Origin of the sequence: Mitsuaria sp. GD03876 (assembly GCF_029840635.1) — a bacterium.
Classification (GTDB): Bacteria; Pseudomonadota; Gammaproteobacteria; order Burkholderiales; family Burkholderiaceae_C; genus Roseateles.
On the sequence record NZ_JAOCCU010000030.1, the window covers coordinates 60,360 to 75,218 of the forward strand.

The 14,859-nt window shown below is 70.1% G+C and carries 14 protein-coding genes; 7 read left to right on the plus strand and 7 right to left on the minus strand.

Features of this window, described 5'->3' with window-relative positions:
- Positions 1–6: 6 nt before the first annotated feature.
- Positions 7–1,275 (minus strand): RsmB/NOP family class I SAM-dependent RNA methyltransferase, encoded by a 1,269-nt coding sequence (locus N5D62_RS18805; RefSeq protein ID WP_279759399.1) that lies wholly within the window; start codon positions 1,273–1,275, stop codon positions 7–9.
- A gap of 97 nt (positions 1,276–1,372) precedes the next feature.
- Between N5D62_RS18805 and N5D62_RS18810 the strand changes: the two genes are divergently transcribed.
- Together N5D62_RS18810 and N5D62_RS18815 are read left to right on the plus strand one after the other, a co-directional pair.
- Complete coding sequence (locus N5D62_RS18810) at positions 1,373–1,654, plus strand: DUF1653 domain-containing protein (protein ID WP_279759400.1); 282 nt, start codon at positions 1,373–1,375, stop codon at positions 1,652–1,654.
- A gap of 41 nt (positions 1,655–1,695) precedes the next feature.
- The gene (locus N5D62_RS18815) at positions 1,696–2,346 is read left to right on the plus strand and encodes a DUF1345 domain-containing protein (RefSeq protein ID WP_279759401.1); all 651 of its coding nucleotides are present in this window, start codon (positions 1,696–1,698) and stop codon (positions 2,344–2,346) included.
- Between the two features lie 6 nt (positions 2,347–2,352).
- Here N5D62_RS18815 and purN read toward each other — a convergent pair whose 3' ends face one another.
- Positions 2,353–2,991, minus strand: coding sequence for a phosphoribosylglycinamide formyltransferase (purN, locus tag N5D62_RS18820; RefSeq protein WP_279759402.1), 639 nt, complete (start codon positions 2,989–2,991; stop codon positions 2,353–2,355).
- A gap of 105 nt (positions 2,992–3,096) precedes the next feature.
- Here purN and trpS point away from each other — a divergent pair, with 105 nt between their 5' ends.
- The 3 genes from trpS to N5D62_RS18835 are packed head-to-tail and all read left to right on the plus strand — an operon-like array spanning position 3,097 to position 5,951.
- Entirely contained in the window at positions 3,097–4,113 is a 1,017-nt protein-coding gene (gene trpS / locus N5D62_RS18825) for a tryptophan--tRNA ligase (protein ID WP_279759403.1), read from the plus strand.
- A gap of 10 nt (positions 4,114–4,123) precedes the next feature.
- Positions 4,124–4,582: a DUF3717 domain-containing protein gene (locus tag N5D62_RS18830; protein WP_279759416.1), complete on the plus strand. Its 459-nt coding sequence runs from the start codon at positions 4,124–4,126 to the stop codon at positions 4,580–4,582.
- On the plus strand, positions 4,575–5,951 hold the full coding sequence (locus tag N5D62_RS18835) for an MATE family efflux transporter (RefSeq protein WP_279759404.1): 1,377 nt from the start codon (positions 4,575–4,577) through the stop codon (positions 5,949–5,951). Before N5D62_RS18830 ends, N5D62_RS18835 begins: the two co-directional genes overlap by 8 nt.
- Before the next feature lie 21 nt (positions 5,952–5,972).
- On the opposite strand, the gene N5D62_RS18840 is transcribed toward N5D62_RS18835, so the two are convergent.
- From N5D62_RS18840 to ettA, 4 genes are all read right to left on the minus strand, one after another.
- On the minus strand, positions 5,973–7,499 hold the full coding sequence (locus tag N5D62_RS18840; protein WP_279759405.1) for an ATP-binding protein: 1,527 nt from the start codon (positions 7,497–7,499) through the stop codon (positions 5,973–5,975).
- Positions 7,500–8,213, minus strand: a complete 714-nt coding sequence (locus N5D62_RS18845; RefSeq protein WP_279759417.1) for a response regulator transcription factor — start codon at positions 8,211–8,213, stop codon at positions 7,500–7,502. It abuts the gene before it with no gap.
- A 94-nt stretch (positions 8,214–8,307) separates the two neighbouring features.
- Complete coding sequence (locus tag N5D62_RS18850) at positions 8,308–8,886, minus strand: periplasmic heavy metal sensor (RefSeq protein WP_279759406.1); 579 nt, start codon at positions 8,884–8,886, stop codon at positions 8,308–8,310.
- A 176-nt stretch (positions 8,887–9,062) separates the two neighbouring features.
- Positions 9,063–10,727, minus strand: coding sequence for an energy-dependent translational throttle protein EttA (ettA, locus tag N5D62_RS18855; protein ID WP_279759407.1), 1,665 nt, complete (start codon positions 10,725–10,727; stop codon positions 9,063–9,065).
- 160 nt (positions 10,728–10,887) lie between these two features.
- Between ettA and N5D62_RS18860 the strand changes: the two genes are divergently transcribed.
- Positions 10,888–12,510 carry an ABC transporter substrate-binding protein gene (locus tag N5D62_RS18860; protein WP_279759408.1) on the plus strand — a complete coding sequence of 541 codons (1,623 nt, stop codon included), beginning with the start codon at positions 10,888–10,890 and terminating at the stop codon, positions 12,508–12,510.
- A gap of 3 nt (positions 12,511–12,513) precedes the next feature.
- Here the strand turns inward: N5D62_RS18860 and N5D62_RS18865 are convergent, their stop codons facing one another.
- Positions 12,514–13,221, minus strand: a complete 708-nt coding sequence (locus N5D62_RS18865; protein ID WP_279759409.1) for a response regulator transcription factor — start codon at positions 13,219–13,221, stop codon at positions 12,514–12,516.
- A 405-nt stretch (positions 13,222–13,626) separates the two neighbouring features.
- On the opposite strand from N5D62_RS18865, the gene N5D62_RS18870 reads away from it, so the two are divergent.
- The coding region (locus tag N5D62_RS18870) for a DEAD/DEAH box helicase (RefSeq protein WP_279759410.1) at positions 13,627–14,859 on the plus strand (1,233 nt) is incomplete at its 3' end.

Sequence of the window (14,859 nt, forward strand, 5' to 3'; positions counted from 1 at the left end):
CGAGGTTTACTTCTTGCGCTCCCACACCGCGGCGAAGAAGCCGTCGCTGCGATGCCGGTGCGGCCACAGGCGGAGGAAGCCGTTCTCGGACAGCTCGGCCGCCTGGGTCGCGTCGACCTGCGCATGCGCCAGGACGTCCTGGGCCGGCAGCAGCGTGAACTCGGGATGCGCCTCGGCGAACGCCTGCGCGACCGATTCGTTCTCGGCATCCAGCAGCGAACACGTCGCATAGACCAGCCGGCCGCCCGGCTTGAGCAGGCGGGAGGCGCTGTTCAGGATCGCCAGCTGCTTGTCGTGCAGTTCCTGGACGCCTTCCGGCGACTGGCGCCATTTCAGGTCCGGATTGCGGCGCAGGGTCCCCAGCCCCGAGCACGGCGCGTCGACCAGCACCCGGTCGATCTTGCCGGCCAGGCGCTTGACGCGCTCGTCGCGCTCGCTGCTGATCTGCACCGGATAGACATTGGACAGCCCGCTGCGCGCCAGGCGCGGCTTGAGCTTGTCGAGCCGGTGTCCCGACACGTCGAAGGCGTACAGGCGCCCGGTGTTGCGCATCGCGGCGCCGAGCGCCAGCGTCTTGCCGCCGGCGCCGGCGCAGAAGTCCACCACCATCTCGCCGCGCTTGGCCTCGGTCAGCAGCGACAGCAGCTGGCTGCCCTCGTCCTGGACCTCGACCTGGCCGCTGGTGAACACGTCGAGCTTCTGCAGCGCCGGCTTGCCGTCCAGGCGCAGGCCCCAGGGCGAGTACGGCGTCGGCGTCGAGTCGAAGCCCTTGTCCTTCAACGCGGCCTGGACCTCCTCGCGCTTGGCCTTGAGCAGGTTGACCCGCAGGTCCAGCGGCGCGGATTCGTTGACGGCGTCGGCCAGTTGCCAGAACTGCTCGTCGCCCAGGCGCTGCCGGAGCGGGTCGACCAGCCACTCGGGCAGGTTGTGGCGCAGCTTCTCGGGCAGCTTGGCGCGGTTGATGGACTGCACCTGCTTGAGCCACTGCTGCTCCTGGTCGTCGAGCGCGCCGCGCAGGAAGGCCTCGTTGCCGGCCCAGGCGAGGATCGCCAGCCGCCGTGACATCGGCCCGCGCCCGGACTGGGCCAGATGCTGCAGCAGCGGGCGCTTGCGCAGCACGGCGTAGGCGGTTTCGGCGAGGGTGTGGCGCTCGCGCTGGCCCAGGGCCTTGCGCGTGCGGAAGAAGTCGGAGACCAGGGCGTCGGCCGGCTTGTCGAACAGCAGCAGGCTGTCCACCAGTTCGGCGCAGAGTTCGAGAAGGGCATTAGGATGCATCGCCGGATTATCCCAGGCCCCGCGTCCCCGACGACATCGCCCTTCCGGCCGGGACCATTCCCGCCCTTCCCCCTCCCACCGAATCCGACTCCCCCGAATGAGCGCCACGCCCCCGTCGCCCCTCGATCCCGCCGCGCACGGCGCCGGCGATCCGCTCGCGCCGCTGCCCGAGGCGCCGCCCGGGAGCTACCGCCATTACAAGGGCGGCGAGTACGAGGTCCGCGGCGTCGTCCGCCACAGCGAGACGCTCGAGCCGCTGGTGCTCTACGCCCCGCTGTACAACGACAGCGGCCTGTGGGTGCGTCCCTACGACATGTTCTTCGGCACCGTCGAGATCGACGGCATCGTCCAACCCCGCTTCGCGCGGATCGCCGGCTGACCCGGCCGATCCGTCCGACGCATGCCTGAGATGACGCGCCCATGCCGCTGCTGCACCAGATCCGGCGCCGCCCTCGCCTGCTGATCGGCGCGGCGACCGGCGCGCTGCTCGCGGCCGCCTGGCCGGTGGAACTCGCCTGGCACACCCGCGCGCTGCTGGGCTGGAGCGCCGGGGTCTGGGCCTACCTGGTGATGATCGGGTGGCGGATGCTGCGCACCGACGCGGCGGACATCGAGGAGCAGGCCCGGGCCGTCGCCGACGGCGTGCCGACGGTGCTGGCGCTGGCGATGCTCGGCGGCGCGGCCAGCATGGCGGCGATCGCGCTCGAGCTCGCGCAGGTGAAGGAGGCGGGCCTGGCCGCCGGCTGGCCGCACCTGCTGGTGGCGACGGCGACCCTGACCGGGTCCTGGCTGCTGCTCCCGGTGGAGTTCGGCCTGGCCTATGCCTCGCTGTTCCACAGCGGCCCGAAGGCGCCGCACGGGCTGGAGTTCCCCGGCGACGAGGACGCGCCCGACTACCTGGACTTCCTGTACTTCGCCGCGACGGTGGCGGCGACCTCGCAGACCTCGGACGTCGTCGTCAGCTCGCGGCCGCTGCGCCGCCTGGTGCTGGTGCAGGCGGTGCAGGCCTTCGTGTTCAACACCGTCGTGCTGGCGCTGACGATCAATTTCCTGGCCGGGATGCTGGGCTGAACGCGCTCAGCTGAACATCTGCGGCTCGCCGCCGCGATGGGTCACGCGGGCGCCGTCGGCGGCCAGTTGGCCTTCGACGAACCAGCGCACCGCGCTCGGATACATGCGGTGCTCGAGCTTGAGCACCCGCGCGGCCAGCGCCGCCTCGTCGTCGCCGTCCAGCACCGGCACCACCGCCTGCGCGACGATCGGCCCATGGTCCAGCTCGGCGGTCACGAAGTGCACGGTCGCGCCAGCGACGCGGCAACCGGCCTCGATCGCGCGCTGGTGCGTGTGCAGGCCCGGGAAGGCCGGCAGCAGCGACGGATGGATGTTGAGCATGCGGCCCGCGTAGTGCGCGGTGAACCCCGGCGTCAGGATGCGCATGAAGCCGGCCAGCACGACCAGGTCGGGCTCGAAGCCGTCGATGACGCGCCGCAGCTCGGCGTCGAACGCGACGCGGGCCGCGTCGCCCTTGCCGAAGGCCTTGTGATCGACGACCGCGGTGGCCACGCCGTGGGCCTGGGCGAATGCCAGACCGGCCGCGTCGGGCCGGTTGCTGATCACCGCGGCGATGCGGGCCGGCCATCCGCCGGTGGCGCAGGCCTGGACGATCGCCTCCATGTTGGAGCCTCGCCCGGAGATCAGGATCACGATGTTCTTCATGGGGCGGCAGTGTAGCCAAGGGCATCGCCGTGACCGGCCGCCGCCGCGGCGCGGCTCCCTACAATCGCCCTCCCGCCACGGTGCGGCCACCGCCAGCCCCTCGCCATGACCGACTCCCCTCTCCCGACCCCGCGCCAGCGCGTGCTTTCCGGCATGCGGCCGACCGGCGCGCTGCACCTCGGCCACTACCACGGCGCGCTCAAGAACTGGGTCCGGCTGCAGACGGCCTACGACTGCTTCTTCTTCGTCGCCGACTGGCATGCGCTGACGACGCATTACCAGCACCGCGAAGGCCTGGAGCAGAGCGTGTACGACATGGTCGTCGATTGGCTGGCCGCGGGCGTCGATCCGGAGCAGGCGACGCTGTTCATCCAGAGCCGCATGCCCGAGCACGCCGAGCTGTTCACGCTGCTGGCGATGAGCACGCCGTCGAGCTGGCTGGAGCGCATGCCCAGCTACAAGGACCTGGTCGCGGAGAACCGCGAGCTCGCCACCTACGGCTTCCTCGGTTATCCGCTGCTGCAGGCGGCCGACATCCTGATCTACAAGGCGGCCTTCGTGCCGGTGGGCGAGGACCAGGCGCCCCACGTCGAGGTGACGCGCGAGGTCGCGCGGCGCTTCAACCACCTTTACCGCCACCAGGCGGCGCCGCTGCTGCCCGAGCCGCAGGCGCTGATGACCGAGACCTCGCGCCTGCCGGGGCTGGACGGCCGCAAGATGAGCAAGACCTACGGCAACGCGATCGCGATGCGCGACGCGCCCGAGGTCGTCGCCGACAAGGTCCGCAAGATGCAGACCGACCCGCAGCGCGCGCGCCGCGGCGATCCGGGCGAACCCGAGCGCTGCCCGGTCTGGGCGCTGCACAAGGTCTACGCCGACAGCGACACCCGCGCCTGGGTCGAATCCGGCTGCCGCAGCGCGGGCATCGGCTGCCTGGACTGCAAGCAGCCGCTGATCGAGGCGATCCACGACGAGCAGGCCCCGTGGCGCGAGCGGGCCGACGAATTGCTGGCCGATCCGAAGAAGGTCCACTGGATCGTCGAGGTCGGCACCGAACGTGCCCGTGCGGTGGCGCGCAAGACGCTGCGCGAGGTGCGCGGCGCGATGGGCATCGACTATTGAGATGACCGACATGGCAGGCATCCACATCACCGACATCGAATCCGCCATCAACTGGTGGCGGCTGCGCGCGCCGGGCGACGGCGTGACGCTGGGCCCGGAGCTGCGCGCGCTGGCCGAGGTCTACGCGCTGATGGTATTCCATCACGAGAGCGCCTGCGACGAGGACACGATGCCGGCGCCGGCGCTGGCCGCCTGGATGCGCTGGTACGACACGACGCCGGACGCGCCCTGCATCGCGATCTGCTCGACCAGCCAGGGCGACGAGCTCTGCAAGGGCTGCGGGCGCACCTTCGACGAGGTGCAGGACTGGCCGGTCCTGACGCCGGGCGAGAAACGCGCCACCTGGCGTCGGATCACGCTCGAGGGCACGGCCTGGCGCTTCAACCGCTATGCGGAACGGGCGATCGAGCGGCGCCAGGCCGGCGCCGACGCGGCGCCGGACGCGCCGCGCGAGCCGACGAATGACTAGCCGCCTCGTCAGCCTGCGCCAGATCCTCCCGCTCGCCTGGCCCGTGTTCATCGGGCAACTGGCGGTGCTGGCGTACTCGACCATCGACACGCTGCTGGTGGCGCGGCATTCCGCCACCGACCTCGCGGCGCTGGCCGTCGGATCGGCGGTCTACACCTCGGTGTTCGTCGGGCTGATGGGCGTGGTGCTGGCGATCTCGCCGGTCGCGGGCCAGCTGTTCGGCGCCCGGCGCATGACCGAGGCCGGCGACAGCCTGCACCAGGCGGCCTGGCTCGCGCTGGCGTTGACGGTCGTCGGCGAGCTGATCCTGTGGTTCCCGCAGCCCTTCCTGGCGATCTCGCAGGTCGGCCTCGAGATCGCGGCAAAGGTGCGCGACTACCTGCGCATGCTGGGCGTGGCGCTGCCCGCGGCGCTGCTGTTCACCGCGTACCGCGGCTTCAACACGGCGGTCTCCCGGCCCAAGGCGGTGATGGCGCTGCAGATCGGCGGGCTGGTGCTGAAGTTCCCGGCCAGCGCGCTGCTGATCGGCGGCTTCTCGCTCGGTCCGGTGCAGGTGCCGCCGCTGGGCGCCGTGGGCTGCGCGATCGCGACCGCGCTGGTGATGTGGGGCCAGTTGCTGATCGCGCTGGTCGTGCTGCGGCGCGATCCGTTCTACGCGCCGTTCGGCTTCGCCGGGAGCAGCCTGCACCGGCCGCGCAAGGACGTGCTGGCGCGGCTGGTCAAGCTCGGCGTGCCGATGGGCGCGTCGGTGCTGATCGAGGTGACCGGCTTCACCTTCATGGCGATCTTCATCGCGCGGCTGGGCACGACGCCGGTGGCCGGACACCAGCTCTGCGCCAACCTGGTCGCGATGATGTTCATGCTGCCGCTGTCGCAGGCCAACGCCTGCAGCACGCTGGTGGCGCAGGCGCTAGGGGCGCGCGACTACGCGGCGGCGCGGCGCCTGGGCTGGCATGGCCTGGAGATCGCGCTGGCGATCGCCTTCGTGATGGGCGGCGTCGTGTTCTCGCTGCGCGAGCAGGTGCTGGGCCTGTACACCAGCAACGCGGCCATCGTCGCCGCCGCGCTCCCGCTGCTGGGCTGGCTGTGGCTGTTCCACGTCGCCGACGCCGGCCAGACGGTCGCCGCCTTCGTGCTGCGCGCCCATCACATCGCGACCGCGCCGATGCTGATCTACGCGTTCGCGATCTGGGGATTGGGGCTGGGCGGCGGGTATTGGCTGGTCTTCGGCGACCACGCCGTCGAACTGCCCGCGATCATGCAGGGCGCGAGGGGCTTCTGGAGCGCCGCGTCCGTCGGCCTGGCGGCCGCGGCGATCGGGCTGGGCGCGCTGCTGGCGCTGGTGCACCGGCGCGAGATCCGCGCCTGACCGGCCGCGCCCGGTCCGCGTTCAGTTCGCGTTCAGCGGCAGCGTGATCACGAAGCAGCTGCCGCCGCCCTCGCGGGCGTCGCAGCGCACGCTGCCCTGGTGGGCCGTCGCGATCTGCTTGACCAGGTTCAGCCCGAGGCCCACGCCCCCCGACACCTCGGCATGGCCGGGCAGGCGGAAGAAGGCCTCGAAGATCCGCTCGCGCATCGGCTCGGGCACGCCCGGGCCGCGGTCGCAGACCAGCAGCTCGACGCGTTCCTGGCCGGCGCGGCGCACCTTCAGCTCGACCACCGGGCCGCCGTAGCGGCGCGCGTTCTCGAGCAGGTTGCGCAGCGCGCGGCGCAGCAGCCGGTCGTCGCCGTTGATGGTCAGCCGTTCGATGCCGTCCTCGACCTCGAGTTCCGCGCCGCCGAGCGCGGCCGATTCCGCCGCGATCGCCAGCAGGTCGACCGGCTCCAGCCGCAGCGACTGCGCGCCGCCCTCGAGCCGGCTGGCCAGCAGCACTTCCTCGACCAGCGCGTCCAGTTCGGCGATGTTGGTGTTGATTTCCTGGCCCAGCCGCGCGCGTTGCGCCGGCGAGGCGTCGTCCAGCATCGAGAACGCCATCTTCAGCCGCGCCAGCGGCGACCGCAGTTCATGGCTGGCATTGGCCAGCAGGCTCTTGTGGGAGCGCAGCAGCGTCTCGATCTGCTCGGCGGCGCGGTTGAAACTGTTCGCCAGCGCGGCGACCTCGTCCTTGCCGGTGTCCTGGATGCGGAAGGCCAGGTCGCCCCCGCCGAACTGCTCGACGCCGGATTTCAGCGACTCGAGCCGGCGCGTCAGCCGGCGCACGACCGGATAGGCGCCGCCGGCCACCGCCAGGAACAGCACCGCCAGCAGCACCGCCAGCGCCTCGCCGCTGGGGCGCGGGATCCAGCCCGGCAACCAGGAGCCGTTGGCCGCGTCCTCGCGGCGCTGCTGCTCCAGCCGGTCCAGCATGCGCTGGCGCATCTGGTCGATCTCGGGACGCTCGCGGCGCGGCTCGCGGTTGTCGCGCGAATCGCGCGCGTCGGGCGGCGGACCGTCGAACAGCGGATCCCGGCGCTCCCGGAACATCCGCCGCGGACCGCTCGCGCGGGCGTCGGCCTCGAGCGCGGCCTGGCCCATCGGGCCCGAGGCGCCGGGGGGGCGCTGCAGGCGCAGGAACAGCAGGTGCCGGCCGTCGTCCAGCGGGACGCGCTGGATGCGCGAGCCCGGCAGGTCCTCGCGGCGCTCGAACAGCGGCGAGCTGCCGATGCGGCGCCCGCGCGAGTCCTCCAGCGCCAGCGCCATGCGCAGCCGCTGGCCCCAGTCCTCGACGGCATCGGCCTGCTCGTCGGTCGAGGCGGTCGCCGGCGGCAGCGCGCGCTGCACCAGCACCGCCAGCGCGACCAGGCGCTCGGAGGCGGCCTGCTCGAAGGTGCCGCGTTCCTGCTCGATGCGGCCCTGGAACAGCCAGGCGCTGCCGAGCGCGAACGCCAGCAGCACCACCACGACGGTGACGTAGATCCGGAGGTACAGCGCCTTCACTTACTCGAGGCCTTCGGCGTCCTGCTTGCGTGCGAACACGTAGCCGGCGCCGCGCACCGTCAACACCCGTCGCGGGTTCTTGGGGTCGTCCTCGATGACCGAGCGGATGCGCGAGATGTGCACGTCGATCGAGCGGTCGAAGGCTTCCAGCGGATGGCCCTTGAGCGCATCCATGATCTGGTCGCGCGACAGCACGCGGCCCGGGCTCTGGGCCAGCACGACCAGCAGGTCGAACTGGTGGCTGGTCAGGTCGCAGGCGTTGCCGTCCAGGCGCACCTGGCGCGCCGCCAGGTCGATCTCCAGCCGGCCGAAGCGCAGCACCTCGTCGCCCATCGACTGCGGCTCGGTGCGGCGCAGCAGCGCCTTCACGCGGGCCTGCAGCTCGCGCGGCTCGAAGGGCTTGGGCAGGTAGTCGTCGGCGCCCAGTTCCAGGCCGAGGATGCGGTCCATCGGCTCGCCGCGGGCCGACAGCATCAGCACCGGCAGGCGGCGCCAGCGCTTGTCGCCGCGCAGTTGCCGGCAGAACTCCAGGCCGTCGCCGTCGGGGAGCATCAGGTCCAGCACCAGCAGCTCGAACTGGCCGGCCTCGAGCTCGGTGCGGCCCTGCGCCAGCGAACCGGCGAAGCTGACATCGAAGCCGGCGCTGCTGAGGTAGTCGCCCAGCATCGCGGTCAGGCGGGCGTCGTCGTCGATCAGGAGCAGTCGTGGGTTCATCGGGCGTTGCGCCGCGGCCGCCGACCGGGCCGGATCGGCCAGGCCACGCGTCGCGGATTCGTCGAAAGACTGAAGCATAGCCGGCCTCGTGCGTTCAACGTTCGGTGAAAGGCGCCGGGACGGGGTTGTCCGGGTTGGCGCCGCGGCGGTCCTTCATGTGCTGCATGCGGTCCTTCATGCGCGCCTTCATCTTCTCGCGCTGCTGCTGCTTGAGCTCCGCGATCTTGGCGCGCTGCTCCGGGCTCAGGACGCGCGACGCGTCGATCATCGCCAGCGTGAAGCGCTTGGAGACGACGTCATGCTGCGCCTGCATCTGCTGGCGGACCTGCTCGACGGCGTTGGCGTCGACGGTGGGCGCGGTGAACAGCGCGCGCATGCGTTCGTGCAGTTGGCGCTCGGTGTCGCGCTGGCTCTTCAGGTCGTCGTGGGCGGCCTTGAAGATCTGCTTGATCTGGGCCTGCTGGGCGTCGGTGACGCCGGCGTCCTTGAGCAGCTTGCCGTGCATCGCCCAGCCGCCGGGGCCGCCGAAGTCGGGGCCGCCGCGGTGCATCGCATGCGGGGGCGGCGGGGGTGCGTCGCCAGGCGCCGGTTGTGCCTGGGCGGCCAGGGCGGCGACGCTCATCGCGGCGGCGAGGCCCAGCATCTTGAGGGGTCGGGTAAAGCGCTTGACCATCTCGGAATCTCCAAATCGTTTTGGGGTGAGGAGATGGTCGCGGGGGCAGGTTAGGAGGCCGTGGGCGCCCTGTAAAGAATCTTGAAATGAATCGCGCCCAATGAAAAAGCGCCCGCGGCGCCTCTTGAAATCGAGGTCCGCGGGCGCTTCTGAAGGCCCCCTTCCGGGGAGACCGGTCAGGCGATGGGTTTGAAACGCACGCGCTTCGGGCGGGCCCCTTCTTCGCCGAGGCGCTTCTTCTTGTCAGCTTCGTATTCGTGGAAGTTGCCGTCGAAGAAGAACCACTGCGAGTCGCCCTCGCACGCCAGGATGTGGGTGCAGATGCGGTCCAGGAACCAGCGATCGTGGGAGATCACCATCGCCGAGCCACCGAACTCCAGCAGCGCCTCTTCCAGCGCGCGCAGGGTTTCGACGTCCAGGTCGTTGGACGGTTCGTCGAGCATCAGCACGTTGCCGCCCTGCGCCAGCGTCTTGGCCAGGTGCAGCCGGCCGCGCTCGCCGCCGGAGAGCTGGCCGACCATCTTCTGCTGGTCGTTGCCCTTGAAGTTGAAGCGGCCGATGTAGGCGCGCGACGGCATCACGAACTTGCCCACGATGATGTTGTCCAGGCCGCCCGAGACGTCTTCCCAGACCGTCTTGTTGGCGTCCAGGCTCTGGCGGCTCTGGTCGACGAAGGCCAGCTTGGCCGTCTTGCCGATCTTCACCGTGCCGGTGTCGGGCTGCTCGACGCCCTGGATCATGCGGAACAGCGTCGACTTGCCGGCGCCGTTCGGGCCGATGATGCCGACGATCGCGCCCGGCGGGACCTTGAACGACAGGTTGTCGATCAGCACGCGGTCGCCGAAGGACTTGGTCACGCCCTCGAACTCGATGACCTCATTGCCCAGGCGCTCGGCCACGGGGATGAAGATCTCGTTGGTCTCGTTGCGCTTCTGGTATTCGACGTCGCTCAGTTCCTCGAAGCGGGCCAGGCGCGCCTTGCTCTTGGCCTGGCGGCCCTTGGCGTTCGAGCGCACCCACTTCAGTTCTTCCTTCATCGCCTTGGCGCGGGCGTCCTCGGACTTCTGCTCCTGCTCCAGGCGGCGTTCCTTCTGGTCCAGCCAGTCGGAGTAGTTGCCCTTCCAGGGAATGCCGTGGCCGCGGTCCAGTTCCAGGATCCACTCGGCGGCGTTGTCCAGGAAGTAGCGATCGTGGGTGATGGCCACCACGGTGCCGGGGAAGCGCGACAGGAACTGCTCCAGCCACTCGACCGATTCGGCGTCCAAGTGGTTGGTCGGTTCGTCCAGCAGCAGCATGTCGGGCTTGGACAGCAGCAGGCGGCACAGCGCGACACGGCGCTTCTCGCCGCCGGACAGCACGCCGATGTTGGCGTCCCAGGGCGGCAGGTTCAGCGCGTCGGCGGCCAGCTCGAGCTGCAGGTCGGTGTTCTCGGAACCGGCGGCGGCGATGATCGCCTCGAGCTCGCCCTGCTCGGCGGCCAGCGCGTCGAAGTCCGCGCCCTCTTCCGCGTAGGCGGCGTAGACCTCGTCCAGGCGCTTCTTGGCGGCCAGCACGCCGCCGATGCCTTCCTCGACCGCTTCACGCACGGTCTGGTCCGGATTCAGCTTGGGCTCCTGTTCCAGGTAGCCGATCTTGATGCCGGGCATCGGCACCGCTTCGCCTTCGATTTCCTTGTCGACGCCGGCCATGATCTTCAGGAGCGTCGACTTGCCCGAGCCGTTCAGGCCCAGCACGCCGATCTTGGCGCCGGGGAAGAAGGACAGCGAGATGTTCTTGAGGATGTGGCGTTTCGGGGGAACCGTCTTGTTGACGCGGTTCATCGAAAAGACGTATTGAGCCATGGCGTTGGTTATTCAGCGTGTCGTGGGTTGACCTGGGGGCCGTGCGGCGGACGCCGGGCCCTGCATGGGCGGTGGGTCGCCCGGGCAATAGTCCCGCATTGTCGCAGCTTCCGCCCCTGCCCCTAAACTCGACCGCCCTTCCCGCCACGAGATGTCCACCATGCCGCTTCGCCCCATCTCCGTTCGTTCGCGCACATTGGGCGTGCTGCGTGCCTTGCCGCTGTTCCTGGCCCTGTCCGCGGGCCTGGCCGGCGCCGCCCAGGCGCAGACGCTGCGCTGGGCCAGCCAGGGCGACATGCAGACGGCCGACCCGCATTCGCAGAACGAGATCGTCACCAACGCGATGAACGGGCAGGTCTATGAGCGGCTGGTCTCGCGCGACCGCCAGCTCAACCTGGTGCCGGGTCTTGCCACCGAGTGGACGCAGGTCAAGCCCACGCTGTGGCGCCTGAAGCTGCGCCAGGGCGTGAAGTTCCAGGACGGCACGCCGTTCACCGCCGACGACGTGGTGTTCTCGATCAACCGGGCGAAGGACCCGTACTCGCAGATCAGCGTCTACGCGCAGGCGGTCGGCACGCCGCGCAAGGTCGACGACTTCACCGTCGAGTTCCAGCTCGACAAGGTCAACCCGATCTTCCTGCAGCACCTGGACACGCTGTTCATCATGAGCCGCAAGTGGTGCGAGCAGCACAACGTCGCCAAGCCGCAGAACTTCAAGGACAAGCAGGAGACCTACGCCGCCACGCATGCCAACGGCACCGGCCCGTTCGCGATGGTCAGCCGAGAACCCGGCATCAAGACGACGTTCAAGCGCAATCCGGCGTGGTGGGGCAAGGCCGAGGGCAACGTGCAGGACGCCGTCTACACGCCCATCGCCAACGACGCGACGCGCCTGGCGGCGCTGGTCTCCGGCGAGATCGACTTCGTGCTCGACCCGTCGCCGCGCGACATCCCCAAGCTCAAGCAGACGGCGGGCGTGAAGGTGCAGGAAGGCCCGGAGAACCGGATCGTCTTCATCGGCATGGACCAGGCGCGCGACAAGCTGCTGTACGCCAAGGTGCCGGGCGACCGCAACCCGTTCAAGGACCTGCGCGTGCGCCAGGCGCTGTACCAGGCGATCGACATCAACGCGCTCAGGACGAAGCTGATGAACGGGCTGAGCCTGCCCACCGGCGGCCTGACGCCGTCGCCGCTGGGCGCGTTCAACGATCCGCAGCTGGAGACGCGGCTGCCCTTCGACCTGGCCGCCGCGCGCAAGCTGATGGCCGACGCGGGCTACCCCAACGGCTTCGAGGTGACGCTGGACTGCACCAACAACCGCTACATCAACGACGAGCGCATCTGCCTGGCGCTGGCCTCGATGTGGGCGCAGCTCAAGGTGAAGGTCAGCGTCAACGCGCAGCCCCGGGTGCTGATGTTCCCCAAGCTGGAGAAGCTCGACACCAGCCTCTACCTCTACGGCTGGGGCGGCAGCATCACCGACGCGGAAGTCGCGATGACGCCGCTGATGCGCAACCGCGGCGAGAAGTCGGTCGGCCAGTACAACTTCGGCAACTGGAAGGACGACAAGTTCGACCAGCTGGCCGCGCAGTCCAGCGAGGAAGCCGACCCGAAGAAGCGCGAGGAACTGATCAAGGCGGCGCTGCGCGAGTTCCGCGCGCAGACCCACCTGATCCCGCTGCACCGCCAGATGATCCCGTGGGCGACGCGCGCCAACGTGACGGTGACGCACCGGCCGGACAACTGGTTCGAGCTGAACTGGGCGTCGGTCGCCGCGAAGTAGCGCTCAGCGCAACGGCGGGTCGAACAGGTAGCCGATCCCCCGCACGGTGCGGATCAGCGGCGCGCTCGGATCGTCGTTGAGCTTCTGGCGCAGCCGCGAGACCATCAGGTCCACGCTGCGCTCCAGCGCGGTGACACCGTCGCCGCGGGCCAGGTGCAGCAGTTCCTGACGCTGCAGCACGCTGTGCGGCCGCTCCAGGAAGGCCCGCAGCAGCTTGTATTCGCTCTGCGAGAGCACCACGCAGAAACCGCCCGGCCCGCTGAGCCGGCGCGTCATCGGCTCCAGCCGGAAGCGACCGAACATCAGCACCTCCGCCGGGTCGCCTTCACGCGGCCGCAGCAGCGCCTTGATGCGGGCCTGCAGCTCGCGGGGCTCGCCGTCCTTGGCCAACACCGCGTCGGCGCCGCGCTCCAGCGCCAGCACCCGCTCCAGCGTGCTGTCCTGCTGCAGCAGCACGACGACGGGCAGCCGCGAGCGCTGCCGCAGCCGCGTCAGCGCGCCCCAGCCGGCCTCGCGGGCATCGCTGGGATCGATCAGCGCCAGGTCCACCGGCAGCAGCGGCACGCGGTCCAGCAGGGCCGCCTCGCTGCTGTCCGTGACGCGATAGCCCCAGGCGCGGATCAGCGCGGCGAAACGCAGCCGCGCATGCGGGTCGGGGTCCAGCAGCAGCAAGTGCGTGCCGGCGGCGGGATCGGGAAACGGGGCGCTCATGACGACGGGGGCGAGTGGACGACTGGCGCAAGACTATGCCGCCGCAAACCCGCTTGAAGGCCGATCAGCACGGGCCTCGCGGCCCTTTTTACCCGCGGTTTACCGAACCGAAACACGGTTGCGGACACCGACACGCTTGCCTGATCCCGGGCTGTCGGCGAGCTTGCGCCAAGCTGTCGACCGCCCGGCGCCGGCGCGGGCCATCCCCACGATTCCTCCACGCCCCACTCGAAAGGGCGAGCCCCCTGCTCGGCTACAATCCCCGGTCATTGCCGCGGCTCAGTCTTGCCGCGGCTTTCATCTTTCTGAGCTCACGCTCTCCCACGGCAGCCGAAGACTGGCGCCAGGCCCGCCCGGGCCGGCGTGCTGCACACAAAGCCCGATCGGGCACGAACAAAGCAGCTTATGAGTTTTGACGCATTGGGGCTGTCCCAGCCCCTGCTCCGCGCGATCGCCGATGCCGGCTACTCGACCCCCACGCCCATCCAGAGCCAGGCCATCCCGGCCGTCCTGACCGGCGGCGACCTGATGGCCGGCGCCCAGACCGGCACCGGCAAGACCGCCGGCTTCACGCTGCCGGTGCTCGAGCGCCTGTCCGCCAGCAAGCCCGTCCGCGACGCCAAGGGCCGGATCGCCATCCGCGCGCTGGTGCTGACGCCGACGCGCGAACTGGCCGCGCAGGTCGAGGAAAGCGTGCGGACCTACGGCAAGTACCTGCCGCTGACCAGCATGGTGATGTTCGGCGGCGTCGGCATGCAGCCGCAGATCGACCGCCTGCGCAAGGGCGTGGACATCCTGGTGGCGACGCCGGGCCGCCTGCTGGACCATGCGCAGCAAGGCACGCTGGACCTGTCGCAGGTGCAGATCCTGGTGCTGGACGAGGCCGACCGCATGCTGGACATGGGCTTCATCCACGACATCAAGAAGGTGCTGGCGCTGCTGCCGGCCAAGAAGCAGAGCCTGCTGTTCTCGGCCACCTTCAGCGACGAGATCAAGGCGCTGGCCGACCGGCTGCTGGACAACCCCGGCCTGATCGAGGTCGCGCGCCGCAACGCGACGGCCGACACGATCGCGCAGAAGATCCACCCGGTCGACCGCGACAAGAAGAAGGAACTGCTGGCCCACCTGATCCGCGAGCACGACTGGCACCAGGTGCTGGTGTTCACGCGGATGAAGCATGGCGCCAACCGGCTGGCCGAGTACCTGGACAAGCAGGGCATCACCGCGATGGCGATCCACGGCAACAAGAGCCAGGGCGCCCGCACGAAGGCGCTGTCCGAGTTCAAGAGCGGTGACCTGAAGGTGCTGGTCGCGACCGACATCGCGGCCCGCGGCATCGACATCGACCAGCTGCCGCACGTCGTCAACTACGAGCTGCCCAACGTCGCCGAGGACTACGTGCACCGCATCGGCCGCACCGGCCGCGCGGGCGCGCAGGGCGAGGCGCTGTCGCTGGTGTGCGTCGACGAGGAAGGTTTCCTGCGCGACATCCAGAAGCTGATCAAGCGCGAGATCCCGCGCGAGGTCGTGCCGGGCTTCGAGCCCGATCCGAACGCCAAGCCCGAACCGATCGTGATGGGCCGCATGGTGCTCAACGGCGGCCTGGGCAAGTCCTCGGGCGCGCCGCGTCCGGCGGGC